The organism is Variovorax sp. W2I14, assembly GCF_050435205.1.
Taxonomy (GTDB): Bacteria; Pseudomonadota; Gammaproteobacteria; order Burkholderiales; family Burkholderiaceae_C; genus Variovorax; species Variovorax paradoxus_C.
Window position 1 is genome coordinate 5,185,520 of sequence record NZ_JBNDJX010000001.1, and the last position, 25,981, is coordinate 5,211,500.

Below are 25,981 nucleotides of genomic sequence, written 5' to 3' on the forward strand. Positions count from 1 at the left end.
GCGCCGCGCACAGCTTCGACAGGCTCAGCCCGAACGGTGGGTCGAGTCGCTTATGCCGTAACCGCCATCGGCGCCGCACCCAGGCAGCCCATGCCTTCCAGCGACGCCTCGACCGCTTCTTCCAGCGGGGTGTGCGGCTCGTGCCCGAGGAAGGCCACCAGCTTCGCGTTGTCCATCAGCACCGGTGTCTGCCACAGGTAGCGCATCTCGCGCATTTCTCGCAGGGTGGTGACGAAGGGCGAAGCCAGCGTCAGCAGCCACCACGGGAAGGCCGTCACGCGCGGCGTGGTGCCGGTGCGGCGCGCCACCACATTGCGGATCGTGTTGCTCATCTGCGTGCCGTCGGTGTCGCGATGGCCCGCCATGTGGAAGCGGGCAAAGGGTTCGAGCCTGTCACGCCGCGCCAGCAAGGCGCCCATGGTGCGGGCGACGTCCGGCAGGTACGACCATTGATGCGCCGTGTTGGCATTGCCTGGATAGCTCACGGCCTTGACCGGCAGCCCCGCCTTCACCAAGCCCTGCGAGAACCAGTTGTTGCCGGCCTTCGGCCCGAAGAAGTCGCCGGCACGCACGATGAGCACGCGGGCGCCGTTGCGGCTGGCGGCTTCGAGGCGCTGCTCCAGTTCGACCCGGATGGCGCCCTTGCGGGTGACGGGCTGCTGCGGCGCGTCTTCGCCAATCGGTCCGGAGAACGCATCGGGGCCGTAGTTGTAGACCGTGCCAGGCAGCACGATGGTCGCGCCTTCAGCCTTTGCGGCGGCGATGGTGTTGTCGAGCATCGGCAGCACCAGCTGCGCCCAGTTGCGGTAGCCGGGCGGGTTGACCGCATGCACGATGACCGAGCAACCCTTCGCGGCGTCCATGACGGCCTGCCGGTCCATCGCGTCGCCGCGCAGCCAGATGATGCCGTCCTCCTGCTTCATGGGCTGCGCCATGCCGCGCCGGAGCGCCCGCACCGTCCATCCCGCCTGGCGAAGTTGCCGAGTCACCTCGCCGCCGATGCCGCCCGTTGCGCCGAGAACCAGAACCGTGTTGTTGTCGTGTGCCATGAAATGCTCCAGAAATGTTGTCGATGGGCCAATTCTGGGTCGATGCCTGTTCCATTGGAATTGCCGAACATGAGACAGCAGCTATACATTTGCGTATGACTTCGAACATCGGCTGGGAGCTGTACCGCTCGTTCCTCGGCGTCCTGCGGGAAGGCTCGCTCTCCGGCGCGGCGCGTGCGCTGGGCATCACGCAGCCGACGGCCGGCCGCCATGTCGCCGCGCTCGAGACGGCGCTCGGCGTGGTGCTGTTCACGCGCTCGCAGGTGGGGCTGATGCCCACCGAGGTGGCGCTTGCATTGCAGGGCCACGCCGAAGCAATGGAGAGCACCGCCGCTTCGCTGGAGCGCGCTGCCACGAGCCAGGGCGAAGGCGAAGGAAAGATCCGAGGCGTCGTGCGCATCTCGGCCAGCGAGGTGATCGGCGTCGAGGTGCTGCCGCCCATCGTCGCGCGGCTGCGCCAGGCGCACCCCGCGTTGAAGGTCGAGCTCGTGCTTACCAACCGCGTGCAGGACCTGCTGCGGCGCGAAGCCGACATCGCCGTGCGCATGGTGCGGCCGAAGCAGGAACAGCTGGTCGCGCGCCGCGTCGGGCAGATCGAACTGGGCTTTCATGCGCAGAAGGACTACCTGGCCCGCCACGGCACGCCGCGCAAGATGGAAGACCTCGCGGCGCACGCCGTCATCGGCTACGACCAGCCTTCGGCGTTCGTGCGCAACGCGGGCAAGGCGCTGCCGGGCTACGGCCGCGACGCTTTCTCGCTGCGCACCGACAGCGACCTCGCGCAACTGGCGCTGATCCGCGCCGGCGCGGGCATCGGCATTTGCCAGGCCGGCCTCGCCCGGCGCGATGCCGCGCTGGTGCGCCTGATGCCGCGCGCTTTCTCGATGAAGCTGGAGACCTGGATCACGATGCATGAAGACCTGCGCAACAGCCCGCGCTGCCGCGTGGCCTTCGATGCACTGGTCGACGGACTGCAGGCCTACATCGATCCGCCCGTGCAAGGGACAAAGGGGAAAATAGGCCGCGCACGAACACAAGCCTCCGAATGACCGAACCCATCGACTCCGCAAACCCCGACACCCCCGCCCTCCAGCAAGACCGCTTCTGGCAAGACAGAGGCTGGACCGCCCGCATCATCAAGAACGAGGAAGACGACGGCTGGGCCGTCGAAATGACCCGCGACGGCGACCCCGAGCCCGCGCTGGTCGGCCCCTGGACCATGGGCCGCGACAAGAAGAATCCCAAGCCCATGGACGGCCCCGCCTTCTCCACGCTGGTGAAGACCGCCGCCGAGGTGATCCGCCGCCACGAGCAGCAGCTGCACGCCACGCTCAACAAGAGCGTGACGGTGACGGCGCGCGACGGCCGGCGCATTCGCGTGGCGCTGGTCATCGTCCCCGACGAGGACAACCCCTCGGCCACGCTGAGCGCGCACGACGACGAAGACGACAGCGAACTGGCGAGCGTGAATGTCTCGCCGGCCTTCAAGCTCACGTCCGGCAGCGCCACCAGCTGGATCGAGGCCGACTTCGCCCGCCCGCGCTGAGCGCTTGCCCGCCCACCCGCCGCAACCCGCAATCAGCGAAATGACGTATGGGCAGCCCGCGATGAGTTGAGAACAATCGGCTCCGACGACGCGAAATCGTTGCCGGACAAGACAAGCAGGCCCGACCCGGTTGAACACCGGCCGGGCCTTTTTGTTTTCTCAACCATCCATCAGGATTTCAGGAGCAGCGTCATGCGACATGGTGATATTTCGAGCAGCAGCGATTGCGTGGGCGTCGCGGTCGTCAACTACAAGATGCCTCGCCTTCACACCAAGGCCGAGGTGCTGGACAACGCACGCAAGATCGGCGAGATGCTGGTCGGCATGAAGCGGGGCCTGCCCGGCATGGACCTGGTGATCTTTCCCGAGTACTCCACGCACGGGATCATGTACGACACCAAGGAGATGTACGACACCGCCGCCACCGTGCCCGGCGAGGAGACCGCGATCTTCGCGGACGCCTGCCGCCGCGCCAACGTGTGGGGCGTGTTCTCGCTGACCGGCGAGCGCCACGAGCAGCACCCGGACAAGGCGCCCTACAACACGCTGATCCTCATGAACAACGAGGGCGAGATCGTCCAGAAGTACCGGAAGATCATGCCGTGGGTGCCCATCGAGGGGTGGTACCCCGGCGACCGCACCTACGTGAGCGACGGCCCCAAGGGCATGAAGATCAGCCTGATCGTCTGCGACGACGGCAACTACCCCGAGATCTGGCGCGACTGCACGATGCGCGGCGCCGAGCTCGTCATCCGCTGCCAGGGCTACATGTACCCGGCCAAGGAGCAGCAGATCCTGGTGTCCAAGGCGATGGCCTTCATGAACAACACCTACGTGGCGGTGGCCAACGCGGCGGGCTTCGACGGCGTGTACTCCTACTTCGGCCACTCCGCGCTCATCGGCTTCGACGGCCGCACGCTCGGCGAATGTGGCGAGGAAGAAATGGGCATCAACTACGCCGAGCTCTCGATGAGCCTCATCCGCGATGCGCGCAGGAACGGCCAGTCGCAGAACCACCTCTTCAAGCTCATGCACCGCGGCTACACCGGCGTCATCAACTCGGGCGACGGCGACAAGGGCGTGGCGGACTGCCCCTTCGACTTCTACAAGCAGTGGATCAACGATCCCGAGGGCGCGCGCGAGCAGGTGGAGTCGTTCACGCGCCGCACGATCGGCACGGCCGAGTGTCCGATCGAGGGGCTTCCGAATGAAGGCAGCAATCAAAGCTGACGGAACGTCCTCAGCACCTTCAGCACGCTCTGCGTCGCGCCATCGATCACGCCGGGCAAGCGGTGCGCGATGCCCAGGCGGCGCGTGAGCCTCGGCGTGATCGGCAGCACCTGCATGCGTTGGTTGAGTGCATCGTCAGCCGTGTGCTGCAGCGGCAGAAGTGCCGCGCCATAGCCGGCGGCGACGAGGCTCTGGATCGCCGCGTCGTAGTTGAGCTCGATGCGCGCGCGCGGTGCGAAGCCGGCCTCGGCGAACCACTCCATCGTGAGCCGGTACATGTGGGTGGTGGCGTCGTTGAAGATCAGCGGCTGCGCGGCGAGCCATGCGGGCGTCACGCGCTTCGGAGCCTTCCAGCGCTGCGGCACGAAGGCCATCATGGCCTGGTCGCGCCACGGGGTGACGACGAGATCGCGCCCAGGCGGCTGCGGCATCGCGACCAGCCCGATGTCCAGCGTGCCCGCGGCCAGCCGTGCCATCGCCTCGTTGGAGCCGAGGATGCTCACCTCCACGTCGATGCCCGCATGCACCGTGCCCAGTGCCTCGAGCACCTGCGGCAACAGGTCGACCACCACGCCGGTCGATGTGCCCAACCGCACACGACCGGTGCGGCCTTCGGTCTGGCGCTTGACGGCGTCGATGGCCTCGTCGGTGTCGCGCAGCAGCCTGCGGCCGCGCTCCACCAATGCAGCGCCCGCGGCCGTGGGCGTGACGGTGCGGCTGCCGCGCACCACCAGCTGCGCACCGAGGCGCGATTCGAGTTCGCTGATGTGCAGGCTCACCGTGGGTTGCGCCAAATGCAGCGCCTTGGCGGCCGCCGAAAACGTGCCCAGGTCCGCAATGGCGATGAGCGTTCGCAGTTGGTCGAGGTTGAGCTGTCGCATCAGGAATGCTGATTGTGTGGTTCAGGAATCTCAACTTCCACAATAGCATGCAGCGACTGAAGATGAGCGCTCCCCACCAAGGAGCCCACCGTGACAGCGCCGAAGCCTTCGACTTTTCATCAACGCCTGATGCATGCCCTGCACGACTGGCGCCGCCGCGCCGCACAGCGCCGACGCAGCCGCGCCGATTCACGGCACCTGACCGGCATGAGCGACCACGAACTGCGCGACCTAGGCATCGGCCGCAGCGAAGTCCGCGAGCTGATCGACCGCGAGCGGTACTGAAGAAAGAAGCGAAGGAAGCGGCGCCGGCCTTCAGCCTTCGCCCCTGAATTTGAGGTTCAATCCGGGGCGTGCCCCAACTCAAGACACCCGCCCCGCTCTCCATCGAACTCACCTCGCCGCAGTCGGTCAACGGCAAGCGCGCGGCCTTCCAGTCGCTCTGGCTGCTGGTGCGCATGCAGCACGCGCACGATGCCGAAGGCGGCCTCGTGCGACTGGCCGACCTGCGCGGCGAAGTCTCCGATGCGAGCACGCTGCGCATGGTCGTGAGCCGCGCCTTCCGCGACTTCAAGGCCTGGAACATCGAAGTCGGCTGGGGCGAAGACACGCAGCGCGAGCCGCGCTTCCTCAATGCCGAGCGGCGCAGCCAGGGACCGTTCTGGCTGCCGGCCGCCGAGGCGAAGCGCCTGCGCGTGCTGGTGGAGGGCCACGCGGCCACCGCCGCGGAGGTGGCCTCCTTTCTCGGCCTGCGCTCGCGCAAGCGCCGCACGGCGGAACCCGGTTCGCCGCCGCCCGATGCGGTGCATCTGCAGGACGCGGCGTTCTGGAAGCAACTGGTCGCGTCGCAGCAGGCGGCGCGGCAGGGCCGGCTCATGACACCGATAGCGCCCAGGCCGGACAGCAGCGCGACCGGTTTGCCGGCCAGCGCGCTGGAGTCGATCCGCCTGGCCGGCACGCTGGCCACCACCGACTTTCAGCGCGCACTGGTCACGCTCAACGAAGCGATGTTGTGGCGCCGGCTCGGCGACAACGAGCAGGCACGTCGGCGGCTTCAGGCGCTCAAGAAGCAGCGCCTGGCGCATCACGTGGCGGGCAACGACTACCTGGGCGCGATGGAATGCATCGTCTCGGCGTGGTGCGCCTACACGGCGCGCGATCTGCCGCTCGCGCAATCGCTCTTGAGCGGCATGGCCGAGGACGCGGCGCGCGGGCTGGTGCTGCGGCATCACCCCGATGTGCGCTTCGAGTGGTGCAATCTCTGGGCGCTGGTGTGCCGCTCGCGCGCGCTCGGGCTCTCGGCCGACGACAAGCCGGCCGCCGCCGCGCTCGCCGAAGAGTCGCTGCAGCGCTTCGGCGAGGCGCTGGCCGCGGCCTTCGAATCGCATTCGTTCGACGCAGCCCAGCACGTGGCCGCCAACATGGGCATGGCGGCTTGGCTGTTCGATCGCGTCGGGCTCTCCGATCTTCCCGCGCTCGCGCACGATGGCCACGCCGACACCACGCGCCGCGCAGTGCAGTGGATCGCCTTCAGCGAATGGCTTTGCGGCCACGCCGACGGGCAAGGCCGCTCGGCATGGAATGCGATCTACCTGATGCGCATCGCGCGTGGCCATTGCCGGCCCGACAAGCAACCCACCCTCGCGCAATTCCGCATGCAGAAGCCGCTGGACCCGGCGGCGATCTCCAGGCTCGCAGGACCGTTGGCCGATGCCTTCGATGCCACGCATTGGCCAGCGCGCTGGGTCGATGTGGCGCAGGCGCGGCTGGCCGATCACCAGGCCGGTCGGCGGCGCTACCCGGGCCTGCAGCACTGCAGCCTTCTGTTCGAGCACGCCTGGTATGCGGCGCATGCCGGCGACCTGGAAGCGGCCGAGCAGTCGTTGGGCGTGTTGCGCGAAGCCCTGCCTCTGCTCGTGCCGAGCGATCGCGCCTACTTCACCGAATCGTGGAACGACACGCTGCCCGCGGAACTGGTGCTGGAGTCGAAGCCGCCGCGGCGCCCCGCAGCGCGCAAGAAGGCCGTGCGCCGCACAGCCCGTTGATCAGCGCTGCGCGAGCGCCTGCCGCACGCGCTCGCGCAGCACCGGCAGCACATCGCTTTCGAACCACGGGTGGTGCTTGAACCAGCCGGTGTTGCGCGGCGACGGATGCGGCAGCGGAATGAAGCGGGGCCCGTATTCCGCAAAGGCCTCGACGGTTTCGGTCACGCCGGCCTTGCGCGCCGCGCCCAGGAAGTGGCGCTGCGCGTACTGGCCGATCAGCAGCGTGAGCTCGACCTGCTTCATCTCTGCGAGCAGCCGCGCCTGCCAGAGCTCGGCGCATTCCCTGCGCGGCGGCAGGTCGCCGCTGGTGCCGCGACCCGGGTAGCAGAAACCCATCGGCATGAGCGCGACGCGCGTGGCGTCGTAGAACACTTCGCGGTCGATGCCGAGCCAGCGGCGCAGCTGCTCGCCGCTCTTGTCGTTCCACGGCACGCCGGTGGTGTGCACCGTCATGCTCGGCGCCTGGCCGACGAGCAGCAGGCGCGCCGTGGCGCTGGTCTGCACGACGGGACGTGGCCCGAGCGGCAGGTGCGCGGCGCAGGCGCGGCAATCGCGGATTTCCGTGAGCAGCGCATCCATGGCGCCGGCCGGTCCGCTAACTGGAAAAACGGCCGAAGAACCCATTGAGATCCGCACCCGCGGCGGCCCCCTCGAAACCGTCGAAGCGCCCGTGTTCGGCGAGCGCGCGCGCGGCGCGATCGAAGCCGCCCCATGCCGCGCGCGCGAGCCCGCCGCCCACGCTGACGCGCCGCACGCCGAGATCGGCGATGTCCTTCATCGTGAGATCGCTCACCCCGCCGACCAGCAGGTTGACGGGCTTCGGCGCCACGGCCGCGACCACGGCGGCAATCTGCTCGCGTGTCTTGATGCCGGGCGCATAGAGGCAGTCGGCTCCGGCCTCCGCATAGGCCTTGAGCCGCGCGATGGTGTCGTTCAGGTCGGGCCGGCCCGCGAAGAAGTTCTCGGCGCGGCCCACGAGCAAGATGTCGCCACCCGCCGCATCGATGGCCCGGCGCGCGGCGCGCAGGCGCTCGACCGCGACATCGATGGGAAAGAGCGGATTCGTAGCGTCGCCCGTCGAATCTTCGATCGACAGGCCCGCCACGCCGGTCTCGACCGCGAGCCGCACGCTCTCGGCCACGCCTTGCGCGTCGGATGCGAAGCCGTTCTCGAAGTCGGCGTTCACCGGCAGGTCGGTCGCCGCCACGATGTCGCGCAGGTGCGCAAGCACGACATCGCGCGATTGCGCCCCGTCGGCAAAGCCCTGCGACCACGCATGGCCCGAGCTCGTGGTGGCCAGTGCCTTGAAGCCCAGGCCCTGCAGGTAGCGCGCGCTGCCGGTGTCCCAGGGGTTGGGGATGACGAAGCAGCCCTGTTCGTGGAGCGCGCGGAAGTCGGCGCGTTTCTGGGCGACGGTGCGGGTCATGGGGGCCTCATCTTTCTTGCTTTGTGCGGAGGATGGTTTTTAACGCAACGAGGCAGACATTGCGCACCCACGGCGTTCGGTGTTCTGATCGGCCCCCATGCCCTACGCCATCCTGCTTTTCCTTCACCTTGTCGCTGCCGCCTTCTGGGTCGGCGGCATGGCCACGATGCACTTCGCGGTGCGCCCCGCCGCCGTCGCCACGCTGGAGCCGCCGCTGCGCCTGCGCACGATGGCCGCGGCGCTGCGGCGCTTCTTTGTCGGCGTGGACGCGTCGATCACGCTGCTGTTCGTGAGCGGCGTGTCGATGATCCTGCTCGCGGGTGGATTCCGCAGCGTGCACTGGCGCATCGAGGCCATGATGAGCATTGCCATCGTGATGACCGGCATCTACGTCTACATCCGCGCCTCGGTGTTCACGGCGCTGCGCCGTGCGGTCGAAGAGAGCGCGTGGCCGGTGGCGGCCGCGCGGCTCAACACGGTGCGCAAGCTGGTGAGCCTGAACCTCGCGCTCGGCGTGGTGGTGTTTGCCGTCGCGACCATCGGACGCGCGGGCTAGAGCCCGTCAGCGCTTCCCGGCAGTGGTGCTCAGTTCGCCGAGCAGGGCGCCATCGACGGGCTTCTGCAGCCACTTGGCGATGTCCTCGCCCAATGCATAGGTCACGACACCGACCATGCTGCAGGTGCTGCGCGGCATGCCGAAGTAGATGAACATCTGGCGCTCGGCGGTGAAGCGCGCGGGCGCCTCGCCCTTGCGTTCCAGCGTGCCGCGCAACTGCACGATCTTCGGACCGCCGTAGAGGCCGCCTGCATTGGCCAGCAGGTCGGTGATCTCGACCTTGAGAACCGGCGCGCCCTCGGCGTTGGCGGTCGGCGGCGGCGCAAGAAGGTATTCGTAGGGTTCGAGCAACTGGTCTTGCACAGACCTGCTTGAGCGATGCGGGGACGTCGCACGCGTCGTCTTCCTTTTTCAGCTGGATGCCCTTGGCGGTGGCGCCATAGGTGACGGCGGGCATGACCACGCTGTTGCGCGCGGTGGCTTCAGGCGGTGGGGGTTCGGGGGACGCCGGCTGGCGCGTACCGCAGGCGGCGAGCAGTGCGGCAGTGCCCACGGCAAAGGAAAGCCGCGCGGCAATGCGCGCGGCGAACGGGTGGCTGGTCATTGGTGATCTCCCTGGTGAATCGAACGCGCCTCTGGGGACGCGCGCCCGATTCTGCATGGAGACACCACGTGGCCAATTGACTTACAGCCCGAGCGCGCCGATGCCATGCGCCACGGCCTGGGCGCGAACGGTGGCGCGGTCCAGCGTGCTCGACAAGCGTGGCACGGTGCCGGCCGATGCGGCTTCGGCGTACAGGTCGCCGGCGCGGGCGGCAGCCACGGCTTGCGTGCGCACGGTGGCGCGATCGGTAGCGCTCGCGATGGCGACGGGCACGCCGGCCGATGCGCCTTCGGCGTACTGGTCGGCGCTGTGGGCTGCAACGACCGCGTCGGCGCGCACAGCGGCGCGGCTTGCGGTCGACTGGAACTGCAGCACGCCCTGGTATTCCTCGGCGCTGGCGCCGACGGCGAAAACGGAGAGAACGGCGGCGGCGAGGAGGAGCTTGGTGGTCTTCATGGCGGTGTCTTTCAAAAAGTAGATGAGGGATCTGTCGGGACATTCATCGCTACAGCGGGGTACGGTGCCGTGGGGCGATGAATGAATTACATCGGCAGGCTGTATCTGCGATGTGTCGAGATCCGGGCGGTTTTGCATGCGCGTGTGTGCGCTTCGCCGACTGGACACAGTGGCGTACAAATCGGCCCGCGCGGGCCGCACTGCGCTTCGGAAAAAGAGAGTGGACGAAAGGCCGGCGCTCAGCCGGCCGCGCCCTTGAGTTCGACGGCGTTGCCGTCGGGGTCGGAGATGTAGATCGAAGGCCCGTTGCCTTCGGCACCGAAGTTGTTCTGCACCTCGCCGTGCACCGGCACGCCGTGCTGCGCCATCAGGGCGCGAATCGCCGCTTCATCGAAAGGCTCGATGCGCAGGCACAGGTGGTCGACGTTGCGGCCTTCCTTGCCGGCCAAGGCACCGCCTTGTTTGCCCAACGGACCCTCGGGCGTGACGAGGTCGATGAGATTGGTGCCCGCACGCAGGTGCACGAGCCCCAGGTCGTCGCGGCGCTTCTCGACCGTGCAGCCCAGCACATCGCGGTAGAAGGCGATCGCGCGCTCGGCATCCTTCACGCGCAACACGACATGGTCGATGCGCAGAACCGAGAACGGAAGGCTGTGCGTCTTGCTGTCGGTCATCACGTGCCTCCTTTTCTACATGCGGTTCACACCACGCCCGCCGAGCGCAGTGCATCGAACCGTGCAGCGTCGATGCCGAACTCGGCCAGCACTTCGCGCGTGTGCTGCCCGAGCGCCGGCGGCGCATGGCGCAGCACGGGCGGCGTGGCCGACAGGCGCAGCGGGCTCGCCACGCCGGTGATGCTGGCGATGCCGTCGCCCGCGTCGCGCGGCAGCGTGACCGCGAGGCCCCGCGCCTTGACCTGCGCATCGTCGAAGGCCTGCGCGATGTCGTTGATCGGACCGCAGGGCACGGCCTTGTCTTCGAGCAGCGTGACCCAGTCGGCGGTGGTGCGGGTGCGGGTGAGCTCTTCCATCATCGGGATCAGCACGCCGCGGTGCTTCACGCGCAGCGTGTTGGTCGCAAAGCGCGCATCAGCCGCCCACTCTGGGTGGCCGGCCGCTTCGCAGAAACGCGCGAACTGGCCGTTGTTGCCGATGGCCAGCAGCATCGCGCCGTCGAGCGTCGGAAAGTCTTGATACGGCGCGAGGCTCGGGTGCGTGTTGCCCTGCCGCTGCGGCGCCTTGCCGGTGTTCAGAAATGCGCTCGCCTGGTTGGCGAGGATGGCCATGCCCACGTCGAGCAGCGCCATGTCGATGTGCTGGCCTTCGCCGGTGCGGTCGCGCACCTGCAGCGCCGCAAGAATCGCGGTGCTCGCGTAGACACCGGTGAACAGGTCGGTGAGCGCCACGCCCACGCGCAGCGGGCCACCGCCGGGCACGTCGTCGGGACGGCCGGTGATGCTCATCATGCCGGTCATGGCCTGGATCATCAGGTCGTAGCCCGCGCGCTCGGCATACGGGCCGTCGTGGCCGAAGCCGGTCACGCTGCAGTAGATGAGGCGCGGGTTGGCCGCGCGCAGGCTCTCCTGGTCGAGGCCGTATTGCTTGAGGCCGCCGGTCTTGAAGTTCTCCACCACGATGTCGGCCTGCGCGGCCATTTGCTGCAGCAGCGCCTGCCCATCGGCCGTGGCCATGTCGACCGTGACCGAGCGCTTGTTGCGGTTGCAGGCGGTGAAGTAGCTGGCCTGGTCGGTGTCGTTGCCGTCCACGTCCTTGATGAACGGTGGGCCCCAGGTGCGCGTGTCGTCGCCCACGCCGGGACGCTCGATCTTGATGACGTCGGCACCCAGGTCCGCGAGGATCTGCGTGCACCACGGGCCCGCGAGCACGCGGGACAGATCGAGGACCTTGATGCCGTCGAGCGCTGCGGGCTTGGTCATTCGTTCTTGCTTAGTTCGCGAAAGCGGCGATGCCGGTGATGGCGCGGCCAAGAATGAGCGCGTGGATGTCGTGCGTGCCTTCGTAGGTGTTGACCACTTCCAGGTTCACCAGGTGGCGGGCCACGCCGAACTCGTCGCTGATGCCGTTGCCGCCCATCATGTCGCGCGCCAGGCGGGCGATGTCCAGGGCCTTGCCGCAGTTGTTGCGCTTCATGATCGAGGTGATCTCGACCGAGGCCGTGCCTTCGTCCTTCATGCGGCCCAGGCGCAGGCTCCCTTGCAGGCCCAGCGTGATCTCGGTCTGCATGTCGGCCAGCTTCTTCTGGATGAGTTGGTTGGCGGCGAGCGGGCGGCCGAACTGCTTGCGGTCCAGCGTGTACTGGCGGGCGCGGTGCCAGCAATCTTCGGCGGCACCGAGCGCGCCCCACGAGATGCCGTAGCGGGCGCTGTTGAGGCAGGTGAACGGACCCTTGAGCCCCTGCACTTCGGGGAACGCGTTTTCTTCAGGGCAGAACACGCCGTCCATCACGATTTCGCCGGTGATGCTGGCGCGCAGACCGACCTTGCCGTGGATCGCCGGAGCCGAGAGGCCCTTCATGCCCTTCTCGAGCACGAAGCCGCGGATCGGGCCGACCGTGCCGCTTTCGCTGACTTCCTTGGCCCACACGACGAACACGTCGGCGATAGGCGAGTTGCTGATCCACATCTTCGCGCCGCTGAGCGAATAGCCGCCCGGCACCTTCTTGGCGCGCGTGACCATGCTGCCGGGGTCCGAGCCGTGGTCGGGTTCGGTCAGGCCGAAGCAGCCGATCCATTCGCCGGTGGCCAGCTTGGGCAGGAACTTCTGCTTCTGCGCTTCGGTGCCGAATTCGAAGATCGGCACCATCACCAGCGAGCTCTGCACGCTGGCCATCGAGCGGTAGCCCGAATCGACGCGCTCGACTTCGCGGGCGATCAGGCCGTAGGCCACGTAGTTGAGGCCGGGGCCGCCGTACTGCTCGGGGATCGTGGGGCCGAGGAGGCCGAGCGCGCCCATTTCGCGAAAGATGGCGGGGTCGGTTTCACCGGTGCGGAAGCCCTCGATGACGCGGGGCGCCAGGCGCTCCTGGCAATAGGCATTGGCCGCGTCGCGGATCATGCGTTCTTCGTCGGTCAGTTGCTGGTCGAGAAGAAGAGGATCGTCCCAGTGGAATTGCGCTTTGGCGGCCATGTGCTGTCTCCGGAAAGAGGGAAAAAAGAGAAAAGAGGGGGATGGGAGCGATCCTAGCCACGCGAGGGGCCTGGCGCAAACGATGAATCCTCACCCAGATATGCGTTTGTAGAATGTCTTGCAAGATGTTCGAGCGGCCTTGCCATTGGCGAGGCTCGATCTCCATACATACACCCGAGGCATACATGCGCCGCAAGATCCCACCCCTGCAAACCCTCGTGTGCTTCGACGCCGCCGCGCGCCACGAGAGCTACACCCGCGCCGCGCAGGAACTCGCGCTCACCCAGAGCGCGGTGTCGCGGCAGATCGGCACGCTGGAGGCTTTTCTCGGCGTCGCGCTCTTTCGCCGCACGCGGCACGGCGTGGCGCTCACCGCGAGCGGCGCAGCCTATGCGCGGCAGATCACCAAGCGGCTCGAAGCGATGGAGCGCGACACGCTCGACGCCATGGCGCACCAGGGCGAAGGCGGCTCGCTCTCGCTGGCGGCCGTGCCCACCTTCGCCACGCGCTGGCTGATGCCGCGCCTGAAGGGTTTTGCCGCGCTTCAGCCCGACGTGGTGGTGCACATCGAGACGCGCACCCGCCCCTTTCTTTTTGCCGATGCGGAATTCGACGCGGCCCTTTACGCCGGCACGCCCGCGCAGGTCGAGAACTGGGCCGGCACGCGCGCGCTGCTGCTGATGCACGAGGACGTGGTGCCGGTGTGCAGCCCGTCGCTTCTGCCGCGCGGCAAGGCCGTGGCACCGGCGGTCATTTCGAAGATGCCGCTGCTGCAGCAGAGCACGCGGCCCGACGGCTGGCGCCAGTGGTTCGACGCGCAGCAGATCGACGCGCCCAATGCGCGCGGCGGCCCGCGCTACGAGCTGTTCTCCATCCTCGCCGCCGCCGCGTCGCACGGCCTGGGCGTGGCGCTGATGCCCACGATGCTGGTGGCCGACGAACTGGCGCGCGGTGAACTGGTGGTGGCGTGCGCGCGGCCTTTATCGGGTGAACGCAACTACTACCTCGTGACGCCTGAGCGGGCCGATCAGCGGCCGCTGCTCAAGTTCTTCAGCGACTGGTTGCTGGAGCAGGCGCGCCAAGGTTGAGAATGCGCGCCATGACGACGCGCGACAGCCGCTCCGAATACGAATGGCGCATGCACAAGGTGCTCACGCACATCGACGACCACCTGGACGAGCCGCTCGAACTCGCAGCGCTGGCCGATGTGGCGCATTTCTCGGCGTCTCACTTCCATCGCCTCTTCGCGGCCTGGGCCGGCGAGACGCTGGGCGACTACATCCGGCGCCGCCGCGTGGAGGTGGCGGCACTGCGGCTCGCGACGCAGCCGCGCCTGTCGGTGCTTGAGGCGGCGGTGTCGGTGGGCTTCGGTTCGGGCGAGGCTTTCACCCGCGCGTTCCGTGCGCATTTCGGCAGCGCGCCCAGCGCGTGGCGTGCGTCGCACGACGGGGCGCTGCCCTGCGACGGCCCCTCACGCGATAGCAATCCCGATCAGATCGTCCTGCACGGCTTCACGAAGAATGGCTCTCCACTGCGCAACCCCGCGCACGAGGAGCCACCCGTGAATGTCCAGCTGATCACCCGCCCACCCGTCACCATTGCCTACCTGCGCTACACCGGCCCGTTCGGCGCGCCGGTGGGCGAATTCTGGGCCACCAAGGTCGCGCCCTGGATCTGCGCGCACGACCTGTGGTCGCATGCGCGCTACGGCATCAGCCACGACGACCCGAGCATCACCGCGCCCGAGCACTCGCGCTACGACGCCTGCGTGGAGGTGCCCGACGACTTCGTGACCGATGGCGGCTTCCAGAAGACGGTGCTGCCGGGCGGGCGCTATGCCTCGCTGAAATTTCAAGGCCTGCCCGCGGAGATCAACGATGCGTGGATGCGCCTGATGCGCGACTGGCTGCCGGCCAGCGGCTTCCAGTTCGACAGCCGGCCCGCGTTCGAGTACTACGGGCCCGGCATGGCCTTCGACGAGAAGACCGGCGCCTTCGAATGCGACATCTGCATTCCGATCGCGCCGCTCTGAACGCGTTTGCGCAGTCCCTGGGGAGGCGCCCGCCTCCGTGCGCCAATAACCAATCAGTTACTTTGGCAGTACGTAAATCGTATCTCAAACTAGACATTTTTAGTCGAAGTGTCTAGCATGAGGTACATATGCAGCCTGCAGCACCTCCAACATTCCAAGCGGCGAGCCGACGCCTCGAAGCTTTTGGCCGGCGCATCCACGCTCGGCGAAAGGCGCTGAAGATCAGCGCCGTCACGACGGCCGAGGCAGCGGGCATGTCGCGCATGACACTGCATCGCATCGAGCGCGGAGAGCCGTCCGTCACGATGGGGGCCTACATGAATGCCTTGGCGGCGTTGGGGCTGGATGTCGAGGTGGTTGCGCCGGACGACCGCTCGGCCAATGACGTTGCGGCTCCCGCGTCTGCAAGGGCGTCGACGCAAACCGTCCGGGTCGCCGATTTTGCGCAGCTGCGTCGTCTCGCTTGGCAACTGCCTGCAAACGCGGAACTCACGCCCGAAGAGGCATGGGGCACCTACGAACGCAACTGGCGCCACGCCGATCCGTCCGCGCTCGAAGACAACGAACGCCAGTTGCTGGCAGAACTGGCCCACACGCTGGGCCGCAAGCCGCTCGATGTTTGAGCGTGCGCACCATCGCCGCGTGGCCGAGGTGCTCGCCGCACTGAACGCAAAGCTGTTCGCGGACAAGCATTGCCTGTTCGGTGGAGGCACCGCCATCGCGCTTCGGTATGGCGAGTACCGCGAATCGGTGGACATCGGCTTCCTCGTGTCCGATGTGGCCGGCTACCGTTGCCTGCGCCAGTTGGCAACCGGCAGTGAAGGCCTGCGTGCACTCGCACGGGAAGGCGCGCAATTGCAGCAGACACGCGAAGTCCGTGCCGATCAATACGGGATTCGAACCCTCGTCGGCGTGGAAGACATCGAGATCAAATTCGAGATCGTGCTCGAAGCACGCATCGAACTCGAGGCGCCGGGCACAGCCGATCGCATCGGCGGCATCGCCACTCTCACGCCTCTGGACATGGCAGCAAGCAAGCTGCTCGCCAACTCCGACCGCTGGGCCGACGACAGCGTGTTCAGCCGGGACCTGATCGACCTGGCCATGATGCAGCCCGGCAAGGCGCTGTTCGAGCGCGCGGCAGAGAAGGCCAGGCTCGCTTACGGCGACAGCATCGGCGCCGACCTTGCAAAGGCAGCCGACGCCTTGCTGCAGCGCACTGGCCGCATGGAACGGTGCATGGAAATGCTGCAGATGACGCCCTCGGTCCCGCCGGCGCTGCTGCGCAAGCAGATCAAGGCCTTGCTTCCCAAAGCGCCCCGCGCGAAGCACAGCAGCGTCTCTTGAACGGCCGCCCGCCGGTGTCCGGCGCGTCGCATTCGGAACCAAGTCCGGAAACGGCCAGCACCGCCATCCTGGCGCCCGGACACTGGCCCGATGCAAACCCCTGTCACCCCTGCCCGCGCGATCGACGCGCTCGACTGGCCCCGCATCGAGACCGATCTCGCCACGCGCGGCTGCGCCACCACCGGCCAGCTTTTCACGCCGAAGGAATGCGCCCAGCTCGCGGCGATGTACGACGGGGGCGGCCATCATTTCCGCAGTCGCGTGGTCATGCAGCGCCATGGCTTCGGCCAAGGCGAATACCAGTACTTCGCTAATCCGCTGCCGCCGCTCGTCGTTGCGTGGCGCAGCGCGCTTTATGAACGCCTCGCGCCGCTCGCCAATGCCTGGGCGAGCGCGATGGGCCAGCCGGCCGACTACCCACCCGACCACGCCGCCTACCTCGCGCGCTGCCACGCGGCGGGCCAGCTGCGCCCCACTCCGCTGCTGCTGCGCTACGACGAGGGCGACTACAACTGCCTGCACCAGGACCTGTACGGCGACCTGCAGTTTCCGCTGCAGCTCACGGTGCTGCTGAGCCAGCCAGGCGCGGACTTCACCGGCGGCGAGTTCGTGCTGACCGAGCAGCGGCCGCGCATGCAGTCGCGCGCCGAGGTGGTGTCGCTCGCGCAGGGCGAGGCCGTGATCTTCGCGGTCAACCAGCGCCCGGTGGCGGGCACGCGCGGCACCTACCGCGTGACGATGCGCCACGGCGTGAGCCGCCTGCACTCGGGGCGGCGGCACACGGTGGGCCTCATCTTTCACGACGCGCGCTGACAACTCCCAACTCCCGAACGACCGTGCGATAACGCACAGAAAAGCCGAAGTCGCGCAAAATCCTGTCGCGCCAGGCGCGCCCGCCTGAATTCCCGACACCCAACGATCGGAACGGCGGGCAAGCCTGGTGCCGATCCGCGGCCGACCCGCAGCGGATGCGTTGGAGTGGTCGACAGGGAGCTGTATGAACATGAACTCGTCCGGATCGCCGGATGTGGCGGGAAAGCCGCCGTTTGAATCCGCCGGTGTGCGCACGCCGCCGCCGGCAGGGCTCGACGCGTCGCCCAGGCGCTCGCGCCGTTTCCGGGTCGACGTGGGCACCATCGTCAGCGCGGTCGCCCTGGCCCAGTCGCTGCTGCTGGTCTCCCTCGGCTACTGGGGCTCGCAGCGGCTGGTGTCGAACATCGGCACCTCCGCGCACCGGGCCGCGCACGACCGGACCGAGGACAAGGTGCTCGCTTTCCTGACGAAGGCCGAGTCAGTGGTCGGCGCCATCGGCAGCGCGCCGAGCCTGAGCCCGGCGGGCGAGCATTCCGAGCGCACCGCCGAACTGCTCTGGACGCTGCTGCAGCAATCACCCGAGCTCGACAGCGTGTACGTGGCCAACGAAAGCGGCCAGATGCTGATGGCGCTGCGCTACCCGGTGCCCGCGATCCGGCACATCGCGCGTGGCGCGGAATTCACCACCGAGACCTGGCAGTACAAGCGGCCGCTCGGCGCGGAGCTCGATGCGCAGCAGCGCTTTGCCACGCAGCGCATCGAATCCTTTCGCAGCAGCTACGACCCGACGCGGCGCAGCTGGTTCCAGCAGGCCAGCAAGATGCAGGGTCCGATATGGACGCAGCCCTACGTGTTCGCCGCGGCGCAGGAACTGGGCGTGACCTACGCGCTGCCGAGCGAGCGGCGCTACACCGAGGGCAGCCCCAAGGCGCTGGTGGTGGCGGGCGATGTGTCGCTCGGGCGGCTGTCGGAGTTCGTGCGGCTCTTCAGCAGCAACGGCCATGGCCACAGCGCCCTGCTGAGCGCCGACCACAAGGTGCTGGCGCGCAGCGACACGCCCGGCGTGCTGCACCAGCTGGATGCGCCCACTGGCGTGCTCGGCACGCTGCACGCGCAGATGCACTTCCACATGGCGACCGACGGCACGCCCGACGGCAACGGCGACTCGACCTTCCCGTTCGACTTCGAAGGCAAGCGCTACCTGGTGCAGACCTCTCTGATCCCATCGACCGGATGGGAGCTGGTGAGCTGGGTGCCCGAGGACATGGTGCTGGGCGACCTGCGCCGCGCGGTGCTCTGGGGGCTGCTGCTGGCGCTGGTGTTCCTGGCGCTGGCGCTGTTCATGTCGCTCAAGCTCTCCAAGCTGGTGACCTCGCCGGTGGAGAACCTCTCGCGCATCGCGCGCCGCATCGGCCTGCTGGAATTGGACAACCTGCCGCGCGAACCCAGCCGCGTGCTGGAGATACAGCACCTGGACCAGGCGCTGGACGACTCGGCGCGCAGCCTCAAGGCTTTCAGCAAGTTCGTGCCGGTGAACGTGATCAACCAGCTCGTGGCCGAGGGGCATGCGCTTGCGCCCAGCGGTTCGGCGCGGCGGGTGACGGTGATGTTCACCGACGTGGAGGGCTTCACCTCGATTTCGGAGTCACTGCCCATCGACGTGCTGGTGGGCATGCTGACCGAGTACTTCAACCTCGCCACCGGCGTGTTCGCGCGCTACGGCGGCGTGGTCGACAAGTTCATCGGCGACGGGATCATGGTGCTGTGGGGCGCGCCTGCCGACATGAAGGATGCGGAGTACCGCGCCTGTCTCGCCGCACTGCAGCTGCATGTGCAGATGGGCGAGCTCAACAGCAAGTGGCGCGCGCGGGGCCTGCCCGAGTTCCGCACCCGCATCGGCATCCACACCGGCGTGGTGATCGCGGGGGTGCTGGGGTCGAACGACCGGCTGTCGTACACGGCGTTCGGCGACGTCATCAACGTGGCGAGCCGCATCGAGGGCATCAACAAGCAACTGGGGACGCAGACGCTGATGTCGGAGGACACCTTCGCGGGACTGAAGGGGCGGCTCAGCACGCGCCGCATCGAGGAGCTGGTGGAGCTGCGCGGCCGGCAGACGCGGATGGTGCTCTACGAGCTGATGACGCCTTGAGCGCCGCTCAGCGCGGCGACGGCGTGACGCGCACCAGCAAGAGGTTGGCGGTGGTGCCGCTGCCCTGCGTGAGCACCGGGTACTGCGTGTCGTTGATGAAGAGCAGTTGCTCGCCGCGCAGGATGCGCGCCGACACCGCGTAGCGCATGCGCGGATCGATGCGCGCGGCATCGACCTGCAGCTCGTAGGCGAAGGGCACCTGCCTGCCGTTGGCCTTGATGCGCTGCTCGGCGAGCGTGACCGAAGGCGCGTCCATGCGCGACACATCGAGCAGCTGGACCACGACCTCGGCCGCGGGGTCGAGCGCGATGCGCTCGCGGTAGGCCACCGTGCCGCTCACGCGCAGCGATGCGGCGCCAGCGGGCTTCGATGCGGGTGTGGAAGAAGCACAGGCGCTCAGCATGGAAGCGCCGGCTGCGGCGGAAAGCATCAGGAGGCTGGTACGTCTTTTCATCCGGCTCATTATGCGGAGGCACGCTCGGCGGCAAAGGCCACGTACCAATCGAGGCTTCCCGGATTGGCCATTGCCTCGCGGTTCACGACCTTCTCGATCGGCTGGCCCAGCAGCAGCTTCTTGATCGGCAGCTCCTGCTTCTTGCCCGAGAGCGTGCGCGGAATCTCGGCGACCTGAAAAATGTCGTTGGGCACGAAGCGCGGCGAGAGCGAGGTCTTGATCGCGTTGTTGAGGCGGGTGCGCATCGCCTCGTCGAGCGCCACGCCCGGGCGCAACACCACGAAGAGCGGCATGTAGCTGTCGCGGCCCAGGTATTCGAGATCGACCACCATCGAGTCGAGCACTTCGGGCAGGCCCTCGACCGCGCTGTAGATCTCGCTGGTGCCCATCCGCAGGCCCTGGCGGTTGATGGTGGCGTCGCTGCGGCCGTAGATGATGCAGCCGCCGTCCTCGCCGACCTTGATCCAGTCGCCGTGGCGCCACACGCCGGGGTAGGTGTCGAAGTAGCTCGACACGTAGCGCGCGTTGCCCTCGTCGCCCCAGAAGTAGAGCGGCATCGACGGAATGGCTTTCGTGCAGACCAGCTCGCCGACCTCGCCGATGACCGGCTGCCCTTGCTCGTTCCACGCTTCGACCGCATGGCCGAGCTCGCGGCACTGCATCTGGCCCGGCACCTCGGGCAGCTCGCGGTTGCCGCCGACGAAGGCGCCGCAGAAGTCGGTGCCGCCGGAGATGTTGCACCACCACACTTCTTTCGAACCCGCATCGAGGATCTGCTGCGAGCCCCAGCGCTGCACCTCCTCGGGCAGCGGCGAGCCGGTGCTGCCGAGCGCGCGCACGCGAGAAAGGTCGCCGCATTCCTTCGCGACGATGCCGGCCTTCATGCAGTTGGTGAAGTAGGCCGCGCCCGCGCCGAAGAAGCTGACCTTGTGGCGTGCGACGAAGCGCCACAGCACACCCCAGTCGGGCTTCTCCTTGCTGCCCGCCGGGTTGCCGTCGTAGATGCAGATGGTCGCGCCGAAGGCCATGCCGGAGAGCTGCGAATTCCACATCACCCAGCCGGTGGAGCTGTACCAGTGGTAGCGCTCGCCGAAGTTGTTGGCGCCGTAGCTCGCGCCCACGTCGTTGTGCAGCCCGCAGGCGTGCATGGTGAGCAGGATGCCGCCCTGCCCGTGCACGATGGGCTTGGGGAGACCCGTGGTGCCGCTCGAATAGACGATCCAGATCGGGTGGTCGAAGGGCAGCCACTCGGGTTCGAAGGCAGCGACCTCGCCGTCGTTGCGTGCGGTGGCCTCGGTCCAGTCGACGTCGTGTGCAACGGGGCTCGCGGCGAAAGGCGTCTTCACGAGCAGCAGCTTCTTCACGCTCGGCAATTGGGCGCGCAGCTCCTGCAGCACGGCGCTGCGGTCGAGCGGCTTGCCGCCGTAGTGAACGCCGTCGACAGCGATCAGCACCTTGGGCTCGATCTGGCGGAAGCGATCGGCCACGGCGGCGGTGCCCATGTCGGGCGCGCACACGCTCCAGATCGCGCCGATGCTGGAGCATGCGAGAAACGCGACCATGGTCTCGGGCACGTTGGGCATGTAGGCCGCGACACGGTCGCCGCGCTGCACACCGAGCGACTTGAGCGTGAGCGCGACTGCGGCGACCTGACGGCGCATCTCGGGCCACGACAGCTCGCGCACTTCGCCGAGTTCGTTGTCGCTCACGATCGCGGGCATGCCGGCGGCATGCGCTGCATCGGCATGCCGCAGCACCTCGCGCGCGTAGTTGACCTGCGCGCCCGGGAACCAGCGCGCACCGGGCATGCGCGACTCGGCGAGCACCGCGGTGTGCGGCGTGGGCGACTCCAGGCCCGCGTAGTCCCAGATGCTCTGCCAGAACGCATCGAGGTCGGTGACGGACCAGCGCCAGAGCGCGTCGTAGGTGTCGAACGAGAGGCCGCGCTGGTCGCGCAGCCAGTTTTGATAGAGGCGGATCTGGGGGATGTTGGGAACATTGGGAACAGGCATGACCCGAGCGTAGCGCTGCGAACGACCGTGCTCAATGGGGGTTGACCTCAGGGTTTGTACGCGTGTTCAACATTTTTGTACGGCCGTTCAATACGCCCACATGAACACCCGCACCCCTACCGCCCGACGCAGTGCCCCGCGGGCCGCGGCGATCACCGCCGAGGCCGGCAGGCCCGACCGCCGCCAGGCCATCCTGCTGGCCGCCGAGAAGCTCTTCGCACAGCACGGCTACCACGCGGTGACGATCCGGCAGATCGCAGAAGAGGCCGGCGTGCCGCTCGCGCTGGTGGGCTACTACTTCGGACCGAAGCACGAGCTCTTCCATGCCATCTTCGAGCACTGGAGCCACACCATCGAGGAGCGGCTCACTCGCCTCGCGGAGGTGAACAACGACCCCGACGACGCCTGCACGTTGCCGCGCATCATCGAAGCCTTCACCACGCCCGTGCTCGCATTGCGCGCGAGCGCCGAGGGCGAGTACTACGCGCTGCTGGTGGCGCGCGAGCTCTATCACGCGACCGAGGAAGCCGACCGCGTGCTGCGCGGCTACTTCGACCCGCTGGCCGCCGCGTACATCGATGCGCTGCATGTCGCGCTGCCGCACGCCACGCGCGGCCAGGTCGCATGGGGCTACCAGTTCGCGCTCGGTGCGCTGCTGCACCACCTGAACGACAGCCGCATCGAACGGCTTTCGCGCGGCGAGAACAAGCGCGCCGACCCCGCCGTGGCGCCGATGCTGGTGAACTTCATCGTCGGCGGCCTGCGCGCCGCGCTGCCGAAGCCCAAGACCTCGCGCACACAACAGAAAACCCCCACCCGGAGACAGAAGACATGATGAAACGACGCACCCTGCTGTCGGCGCTTGCGGCCGCATCGGCCAGCGCGGCGCTGCCTTCGCGCGCGCAGCAGTCCCATCCGAAGATCGTGTTCGGCTACACCGCCGTGACCGATTTCGCCTCTGTCTTCGTGGCTGCCGAAGAGGGCTATTTCAAGAAGCGCGGGCTCGATGTCGAGCTGAAGTTCATTCCGCTCAACTCCACCATTCCCGCGGCGCTGCAGTCCGATTCGCTGCAGATCGGCGGCCCCACGCCCTCGGTGTTCCTGCAGGCAGTCGATGGCGGGCTCGACCTGGTGCTGGTGGCCGGCGGCGGCCTCACCTCGAAGACCATCACCGGCTTCGGCCTGGTGGCGCGCGCAGGCTCGGGCATCAAGAGTCCGCAGGACTGCGTGGGCAAGAAGATCGGCGTGCCGGGCCTCGGCGCCTTCCTGCACGTGACCTTCCGTGCGTGGCTGAAGGACAGCGGCGTCGACTACCGCAAGGTCAACTTCGTCGAGGCCTCCTTCCCGCAGCATGCCGACCTCTTGCGCGGCGGCTCGGTGGATGCGGTGGTGTCGGCCGATCCGTTCATGAGCCGCATCACCGAGAGCGGCGCGGGCTATGTGGCCTCGTACTACTCGACCTTCCTGCCCGAGAACAACCAGACCATCGTGCATGCGGCCAAGCGCGAATGGGTTGCGAAGAACCCCGCGACGGCACGTGCATTCCGCGAGGCCCTCGTCGAGTCCGGCGGTTTCATGCAGCAGGCGAAGAACGACGCGAAGGTGCGCGCGGCCATCGGCAAATACATCAAGCTGCCGCCCGAGGTGCTGGCCAAGGTGCAGGTCTCGCCGCCCGGCCCGGTTGTCACCGACAAGCAGCTCGGCTACTGGACCGGGCTCATGAAGGAGCAGGACATGCTCAAGACCAACATCGACGTTGCGAAGCTGATCGCCAAGTGATTTCGTCACCCGCCCCGATCACCGCGCGCGCCGCGCTTTCCGTGAGCGCCGCGCGTTCGCCGACAAGTTCCGCGATGCAGGCCACGCCCTTCCTTCGCTTCGACGGCGTCGCCATCCGCCTGGGCGGCCGCGAGATCCTGTCGCCCACCTCGTTCGACGTGGCGCGCGGCGAGTTCGTCTGCATCGTCGGCCCGAGCGGCTGCGGCAAGACCACGCTGCTGCGCGCGGCCAGCGGCCTCGTCACCGCGAGTGCCGGCGAGGTGCGTCGCAATGGCGTGAAGATGACCGAGCCTTCACGCGAAGTGGCCTTCGTGTTCCAGGACTACGGCCGCGCGCTGCTGCCGTGGCGCACGGTGGAAGGCAACGTGAGCCTCGCGCTCGAAGCGGCCGGCGTGCCCGCCGCCGAACGCGCGCCGCGGATCGCGGATGTGCTCGGCAAGGTCGGCCTCGCGAAGCATGCGCAGAAGTTTCCGGTGCAGCTCTCGGGCGGCATGCAACAGCGCGCGCAGATCGCACGCTGCCTCGCGCAGAAGCCCGAACTGATGATGATGGACGAGCCCTTCGGCGCGCTCGACGCGCTCACCCGCCAGAGCCTGCAGGACGAGCTCGCGCGGCTGGTGCGCGACGACGGGCTCACGGTGCTGTTCGTCACGCACGACCTCGAAGAAGCCATCTACCTCGGCGACCGCGTGATCGCGCTGCAGGCCAACCCCGGCCCCGGACGGCCGAGCCTCGCGCGGATGATCGACGTGAAGATCCCGCGCCCGCGCGACCAGCTCACGACCAAGGAGCATCCCGAATACCTGCAGTTGCGGCGTGAGCTGTTCGCTTTCATCGAACAAGGTCATGACTGAAGGCCGCCTCTTCCGCTGGCTGCGGCCGTGGGTGTTTCCCGCGCTGCTGGTCGGTGCCTTCGAGTGGTATGCGCGGCGCGCAGCGGCGCTGGGCAGCGATGCGCTCGCGCCGCCGAGTGCGGCCGCCAAGGCTTTCGTTGGCGCGGCGCTCGACGGCTCGCTCTGGCAGGCCACGGGCTTCACGCTCGGCACCGCGGCGCTCGGCTTGCTGATCGGCGCTGTGCTCGGCATTGCGCTGGGCCTGGTGCTTGGCCTCTCGCGCCGTGCCGCGCAGCTGGGCTCGGTCTCGATCGAGGTGCTGCGGCCCGTGCCTTCGGTCGCGCTGATTCCGCTCGCGATGCTGGCCTTCGGCTTCGGCGTGCGCATGGAACTGGCCATCGTCGCCTTCGCCACCTTCTGGCCGCTCCTGGTGCTGGTGCAGTCGGCGGTGCAGCAGATCGAGCCGCGCCTGCTCGAGGTGAGTCGCGTGCTCGGCCTCTCGGCGCGCGAGCGTGCCTTCAAGATCGTGCTGCCGGCCATCGTGCCGCGCCTGTTCGTCGCGCTGCGCCTGGGCGTGGCCGTGGCGCTGGTGGTGGCCGTGACGGTGGAGATCGCCGCCAACCCCAACGGCATGGGCTACGCGATGATGATTGCGCAGCAGAGCTTCGACCCCGCGCTGATGCTCGCGTGGCTCGGCTGGATCGGCGTGGTCGGCTTTGCGGTCAACGCGGGCATGGTGCTGCTGCAGCGCACGGTCGCGCGGCGCATGGGGGTGATGCCATGAACAGCAACGATCGCGCGCCTTCAGGCGTGCACTGGCTTGGCTCGTTCGCCGTGCTGTGCGCGCTCGTCGCGCTCTGGTGGGTCGCGAGCAACGCGGGCTGGGTCAGCCGCGTGTTCCTGCCCACGCCGCAAGCCACCTTCGCAAGCCTGCTCGAAGGCCTCAACCTCTCCGGTGATTCAGGCAACGGCGAACTGCTGGCCTTCACGCAAGCGACGGTCGGCCGCATGGTCGAGGGCTGGCTGCTCGCCTCGCTCTTCGGCGTGGTGCTGGGCGCGGCCATTGGCGTGTCGCCCGCAGTGCGCGCGTGGATTCAACCGACGCTCGAATTCATCCGTCCGCTGCCCGCATCGGCATTGCTGCCGCTCGCCATTTCGATCTTCGGGCTGAACCCCGGCATGGTGCTTTTCGTGGTCGCGTTCGGCGCGATGTGGCCGGTGCTGCTGGCCACGGTGCACGGCTTCGCGGCGGTGGAGCCGCGCCTCGCGGAAGTGGCGCGCTGCCTGCAGATGTCGCGTGCCGCGTACATCTGGAAGATGGGATTGCCGAATGCGATGCCCGACATCCTGGCCGGCATGCGCCTCGCGCTGACCATCGCACTCATCGTCGCGGTGGTGGGCGAAATGATCGCCTCGCAAAGCGGCCTCGGCCAAGCCATCCTGCTGGCCGCGCGCGCCTTCCGCGCGAGCGATCTCTTCGCCGGCATCGTGCTGCTCGGGCTCATCGGCTTCGTGAGCAATGCGCTGCTGGCCTTTGCCGAGAAGCGCCTGCTGCGCTGGCAGCAGCCCTGACCGATTGCTTCAGTCATTCATTCCTTCCTTCACGCCAACACCAACATC

Annotated in this window: 28 protein-coding genes; 17 read left to right on the forward strand and 11 right to left on the reverse strand. The window is 67.9% G+C overall.

Features of this window, described 5'->3' with window-relative positions; all coding sequences use genetic code 11:
- Positions 1-50: 50 nt before the first annotated feature.
- Positions 51-1,049 carry an NAD-dependent epimerase/dehydratase family protein gene (locus QF040_RS24170; RefSeq protein ID WP_429613144.1) on the reverse strand — a complete coding sequence of 333 codons (999 nt, stop codon included), beginning with the start codon at positions 1,047-1,049 and terminating at the stop codon, positions 51-53.
- A gap of 95 nt (positions 1,050-1,144) precedes the next feature.
- Between QF040_RS24170 and QF040_RS24175 the strand changes: the two genes are divergently transcribed.
- From QF040_RS24175 to QF040_RS24185, 3 genes are all read left to right on the forward strand, one after another.
- Complete coding sequence (locus QF040_RS24175) at positions 1,145-2,098, forward strand: LysR family transcriptional regulator (protein ID WP_429613145.1); 954 nt, start codon at positions 1,145-1,147, stop codon at positions 2,096-2,098.
- Entirely contained in the window at positions 2,095-2,595 is a 501-nt protein-coding gene (locus QF040_RS24180; RefSeq protein WP_429613146.1) for a hypothetical protein, read from the forward strand. The genes QF040_RS24175 and QF040_RS24180 overlap by 4 nt, the downstream gene beginning before the upstream one ends.
- A gap of 192 nt (positions 2,596-2,787) precedes the next feature.
- Positions 2,788-3,825 (forward strand): aliphatic amidase, encoded by a 1,038-nt coding sequence (locus QF040_RS24185; protein ID WP_429613147.1) that lies wholly within the window; start codon positions 2,788-2,790, stop codon positions 3,823-3,825.
- On the opposite strand, the gene QF040_RS24190 is transcribed toward QF040_RS24185, so the two are convergent.
- On the reverse strand, positions 3,816-4,706 hold the full coding sequence (locus QF040_RS24190) for a LysR family transcriptional regulator (RefSeq protein WP_429613148.1): 891 nt from the start codon (positions 4,704-4,706) through the stop codon (positions 3,816-3,818). The genes QF040_RS24185 and QF040_RS24190 overlap by 10 nt on opposite strands.
- Positions 4,707-4,796: 90 nt before the next feature.
- Here QF040_RS24190 and QF040_RS24195 point away from each other — a divergent pair, with 90 nt between their 5' ends.
- Both QF040_RS24195 and QF040_RS24200 read left to right on the forward strand, forming a co-directional pair.
- Positions 4,797-4,991: a DUF1127 domain-containing protein gene (locus tag QF040_RS24195; protein WP_429613149.1), complete on the forward strand. Its 195-nt coding sequence runs from the start codon at positions 4,797-4,799 to the stop codon at positions 4,989-4,991.
- Between the two features lie 68 nt (positions 4,992-5,059).
- Positions 5,060-6,751 carry a hypothetical protein gene (locus tag QF040_RS24200; RefSeq protein WP_429613150.1) on the forward strand — a complete coding sequence of 564 codons (1,692 nt, stop codon included), beginning with the start codon at positions 5,060-5,062 and terminating at the stop codon, positions 6,749-6,751.
- Here the strand turns inward: QF040_RS24200 and QF040_RS24205 are convergent, their stop codons facing one another.
- Both QF040_RS24205 and QF040_RS24210 read right to left on the reverse strand, forming a co-directional pair.
- Positions 6,752-7,330, reverse strand: coding sequence for a uracil-DNA glycosylase family protein (locus QF040_RS24205; RefSeq protein WP_429613151.1), 579 nt, complete (start codon positions 7,328-7,330; stop codon positions 6,752-6,754).
- A 16-nt stretch (positions 7,331-7,346) separates the two neighbouring features.
- A complete protein-coding gene (locus QF040_RS24210) occupies positions 7,347-8,177 on the reverse strand; it encodes an isocitrate lyase/PEP mutase family protein (protein WP_429613152.1) in 831 nt (276 codons plus the stop codon).
- A gap of 97 nt (positions 8,178-8,274) precedes the next feature.
- On the opposite strand from QF040_RS24210, the gene QF040_RS24215 reads away from it, so the two are divergent.
- Positions 8,275-8,733, forward strand: coding sequence for a CopD family protein (locus tag QF040_RS24215; RefSeq protein ID WP_429613153.1), 459 nt, complete (start codon positions 8,275-8,277; stop codon positions 8,731-8,733).
- 6 nt (positions 8,734-8,739) lie between these two features.
- On the opposite strand, the gene QF040_RS24220 is transcribed toward QF040_RS24215, so the two are convergent.
- From QF040_RS24220 to QF040_RS24240, 5 genes are all read right to left on the reverse strand, one after another.
- Entirely contained in the window at positions 8,740-9,096 is a 357-nt protein-coding gene (locus QF040_RS24220; RefSeq protein ID WP_429613154.1) for a hypothetical protein, read from the reverse strand.
- 322 nt (positions 9,097-9,418) lie between these two features.
- Positions 9,419-9,793, reverse strand: a complete 375-nt coding sequence (locus QF040_RS24225) for a helicase SNF2 (RefSeq protein ID WP_429613155.1) — start codon at positions 9,791-9,793, stop codon at positions 9,419-9,421.
- 239 nt (positions 9,794-10,032) lie between these two features.
- Positions 10,033-10,467 (reverse strand): VOC family protein, encoded by a 435-nt coding sequence (locus QF040_RS24230; RefSeq protein WP_429613156.1) that lies wholly within the window; start codon positions 10,465-10,467, stop codon positions 10,033-10,035.
- A 26-nt stretch (positions 10,468-10,493) separates the two neighbouring features.
- Positions 10,494-11,729, reverse strand: a complete 1,236-nt coding sequence (locus tag QF040_RS24235) for a CaiB/BaiF CoA transferase family protein (RefSeq protein WP_429613157.1) — start codon at positions 11,727-11,729, stop codon at positions 10,494-10,496.
- 10 nt (positions 11,730-11,739) lie between these two features.
- On the reverse strand, positions 11,740-12,939 hold the full coding sequence (locus tag QF040_RS24240) for an acyl-CoA dehydrogenase (RefSeq protein ID WP_042580725.1): 1,200 nt from the start codon (positions 12,937-12,939) through the stop codon (positions 11,740-11,742).
- A gap of 185 nt (positions 12,940-13,124) precedes the next feature.
- On the opposite strand from QF040_RS24240, the gene QF040_RS24245 reads away from it, so the two are divergent.
- From QF040_RS24245 to QF040_RS24270, 6 genes are all read left to right on the forward strand, one after another.
- Positions 13,125-14,027 (forward strand): LysR substrate-binding domain-containing protein, encoded by a 903-nt coding sequence (locus QF040_RS24245; protein ID WP_013538598.1) that lies wholly within the window; start codon positions 13,125-13,127, stop codon positions 14,025-14,027.
- An 11-nt stretch (positions 14,028-14,038) separates the two neighbouring features.
- Positions 14,039-14,971: an AraC family transcriptional regulator gene (locus QF040_RS24250; RefSeq protein WP_429613158.1), complete on the forward strand. Its 933-nt coding sequence runs from the start codon at positions 14,039-14,041 to the stop codon at positions 14,969-14,971.
- Positions 14,972-15,099: 128 nt separating this feature from the next.
- A complete protein-coding gene (locus QF040_RS24255) occupies positions 15,100-15,594 on the forward strand; it encodes a helix-turn-helix domain-containing protein (RefSeq protein WP_429613159.1) in 495 nt (164 codons plus the stop codon).
- The gene (locus QF040_RS24260) at positions 15,587-16,318 is read left to right on the forward strand and encodes a nucleotidyl transferase AbiEii/AbiGii toxin family protein (RefSeq protein WP_429613160.1); all 732 of its coding nucleotides are present in this window, start codon (positions 15,587-15,589) and stop codon (positions 16,316-16,318) included. Before QF040_RS24255 ends, QF040_RS24260 begins: the two co-directional genes overlap by 8 nt.
- 90 nt (positions 16,319-16,408) lie before the next feature.
- On the forward strand, positions 16,409-17,131 hold the full coding sequence (locus QF040_RS24265; RefSeq protein ID WP_429613161.1) for a 2OG-Fe(II) oxygenase: 723 nt from the start codon (positions 16,409-16,411) through the stop codon (positions 17,129-17,131).
- Positions 17,132-17,315: 184 nt separating this feature from the next.
- Positions 17,316-19,283, forward strand: coding sequence for an adenylate/guanylate cyclase domain-containing protein (locus QF040_RS24270; RefSeq protein WP_429613162.1), 1,968 nt, complete (start codon positions 17,316-17,318; stop codon positions 19,281-19,283).
- A 7-nt stretch (positions 19,284-19,290) separates the two neighbouring features.
- On the opposite strand, the gene QF040_RS24275 is transcribed toward QF040_RS24270, so the two are convergent.
- Both QF040_RS24275 and QF040_RS24280 read right to left on the reverse strand, forming a co-directional pair.
- The gene (locus tag QF040_RS24275; protein WP_429613163.1) at positions 19,291-19,737 is read right to left on the reverse strand and encodes a YbaY family lipoprotein; all 447 of its coding nucleotides are present in this window, start codon (positions 19,735-19,737) and stop codon (positions 19,291-19,293) included.
- A gap of 8 nt (positions 19,738-19,745) precedes the next feature.
- Positions 19,746-21,749: an acetoacetate--CoA ligase gene (locus tag QF040_RS24280; RefSeq protein ID WP_429613164.1), complete on the reverse strand. Its 2,004-nt coding sequence runs from the start codon at positions 21,747-21,749 to the stop codon at positions 19,746-19,748.
- Between the two features lie 100 nt (positions 21,750-21,849).
- Here QF040_RS24280 and QF040_RS24285 point away from each other — a divergent pair, with 100 nt between their 5' ends.
- Genes QF040_RS24285 through QF040_RS24305 form a run of 5 tightly spaced genes read left to right on the forward strand, consistent with a single transcriptional unit; the run spans position 21,850 to position 25,933 of the window.
- Entirely contained in the window at positions 21,850-22,584 is a 735-nt protein-coding gene (locus tag QF040_RS24285; RefSeq protein WP_429613165.1) for a TetR family transcriptional regulator, read from the forward strand.
- Complete coding sequence (locus QF040_RS24290) at positions 22,581-23,528, forward strand: ABC transporter substrate-binding protein (RefSeq protein WP_307511884.1); 948 nt, start codon at positions 22,581-22,583, stop codon at positions 23,526-23,528. Before QF040_RS24285 ends, QF040_RS24290 begins: the two co-directional genes overlap by 4 nt.
- The gene (locus QF040_RS24295; RefSeq protein WP_429613166.1) at positions 23,525-24,382 is read left to right on the forward strand and encodes an ABC transporter ATP-binding protein; all 858 of its coding nucleotides are present in this window, start codon (positions 23,525-23,527) and stop codon (positions 24,380-24,382) included. Before QF040_RS24290 ends, QF040_RS24295 begins: the two co-directional genes overlap by 4 nt.
- Positions 24,375-25,145 carry an ABC transporter permease gene (locus QF040_RS24300; protein WP_307604182.1) on the forward strand — a complete coding sequence of 257 codons (771 nt, stop codon included), beginning with the start codon at positions 24,375-24,377 and terminating at the stop codon, positions 25,143-25,145. Before QF040_RS24295 ends, QF040_RS24300 begins: the two co-directional genes overlap by 8 nt.
- Complete coding sequence (locus QF040_RS24305; protein WP_429613167.1) at positions 25,142-25,933, forward strand: ABC transporter permease; 792 nt, start codon at positions 25,142-25,144, stop codon at positions 25,931-25,933. Before QF040_RS24300 ends, QF040_RS24305 begins: the two co-directional genes overlap by 4 nt.
- The last annotated feature ends 48 nt before the right edge of the window (positions 25,934-25,981 follow it).

Coding starts and splice junctions, on each gene's coding strand:
- QF040_RS24215 (WP_429613153.1), top strand. CDS start 8,275: ATGCCCTACGCCATCCTGCTTTTCCTTCACCTTGTCGCTGCCGCCTTC.
- QF040_RS24275 (WP_429613163.1), bottom strand. CDS start 19,737: ATGAAAAGACGTACCAGCCTCCTGATGCTTTCCGCCGCAGCCGGCGCT.
- QF040_RS24185 (WP_429613147.1), top strand. CDS start 2,788: ATGCGACATGGTGATATTTCGAGCAGCAGCGATTGCGTGGGCGTCGCG.
- QF040_RS24255 (WP_429613159.1), top strand. CDS start 15,100: ATGCAGCCTGCAGCACCTCCAACATTCCAAGCGGCGAGCCGACGCCTC.
- QF040_RS24175 (WP_429613145.1), top strand. CDS start 1,145: ATGACTTCGAACATCGGCTGGGAGCTGTACCGCTCGTTCCTCGGCGTC.
- QF040_RS24225 (WP_429613155.1), bottom strand. CDS start 9,793: ATGAAGACCACCAAGCTCCTCCTCGCCGCCGCCGTTCTCTCCGTTTTC.
- QF040_RS24300 (WP_307604182.1), top strand. CDS start 24,375: ATGACTGAAGGCCGCCTCTTCCGCTGGCTGCGGCCGTGGGTGTTTCCC.
- QF040_RS24180 (WP_429613146.1), top strand. CDS start 2,095: ATGACCGAACCCATCGACTCCGCAAACCCCGACACCCCCGCCCTCCAG.
- QF040_RS24170 (WP_429613144.1), bottom strand. CDS start 1,049: ATGGCACACGACAACAACACGGTTCTGGTTCTCGGCGCAACGGGCGGC.
- QF040_RS24270 (WP_429613162.1), top strand. CDS start 17,316: ATGAACATGAACTCGTCCGGATCGCCGGATGTGGCGGGAAAGCCGCCG.
- QF040_RS24280 (WP_429613164.1), bottom strand. CDS start 21,749: ATGCCTGTTCCCAATGTTCCCAACATCCCCCAGATCCGCCTCTATCAA.
- QF040_RS24305 (WP_429613167.1), top strand. CDS start 25,142: ATGAACAGCAACGATCGCGCGCCTTCAGGCGTGCACTGGCTTGGCTCG.
- QF040_RS24210 (WP_429613152.1), bottom strand. CDS start 8,177: ATGACCCGCACCGTCGCCCAGAAACGCGCCGACTTCCGCGCGCTCCAC.
- QF040_RS24245 (WP_013538598.1), top strand. CDS start 13,125: ATGCGCCGCAAGATCCCACCCCTGCAAACCCTCGTGTGCTTCGACGCC.
- QF040_RS24285 (WP_429613165.1), top strand. CDS start 21,850: ATGAACACCCGCACCCCTACCGCCCGACGCAGTGCCCCGCGGGCCGCG.
- QF040_RS24240 (WP_042580725.1), bottom strand. CDS start 12,939: ATGGCCGCCAAAGCGCAATTCCACTGGGACGATCCTCTTCTTCTCGAC.
- QF040_RS24265 (WP_429613161.1), top strand. CDS start 16,409: ATGCAAACCCCTGTCACCCCTGCCCGCGCGATCGACGCGCTCGACTGG.
- QF040_RS24230 (WP_429613156.1), bottom strand. CDS start 10,467: ATGACCGACAGCAAGACGCACAGCCTTCCGTTCTCGGTTCTGCGCATC.
- QF040_RS24290 (WP_307511884.1), top strand. CDS start 22,581: ATGATGAAACGACGCACCCTGCTGTCGGCGCTTGCGGCCGCATCGGCC.
- QF040_RS24190 (WP_429613148.1), bottom strand. CDS start 4,706: ATGCGACAGCTCAACCTCGACCAACTGCGAACGCTCATCGCCATTGCG.
- QF040_RS24250 (WP_429613158.1), top strand. CDS start 14,039: ATGACGACGCGCGACAGCCGCTCCGAATACGAATGGCGCATGCACAAG.
- QF040_RS24205 (WP_429613151.1), bottom strand. CDS start 7,330: ATGGATGCGCTGCTCACGGAAATCCGCGATTGCCGCGCCTGCGCCGCG.
- QF040_RS24235 (WP_429613157.1), bottom strand. CDS start 11,729: ATGACCAAGCCCGCAGCGCTCGACGGCATCAAGGTCCTCGATCTGTCC.
- QF040_RS24260 (WP_429613160.1), top strand. CDS start 15,587: ATGTTTGAGCGTGCGCACCATCGCCGCGTGGCCGAGGTGCTCGCCGCA.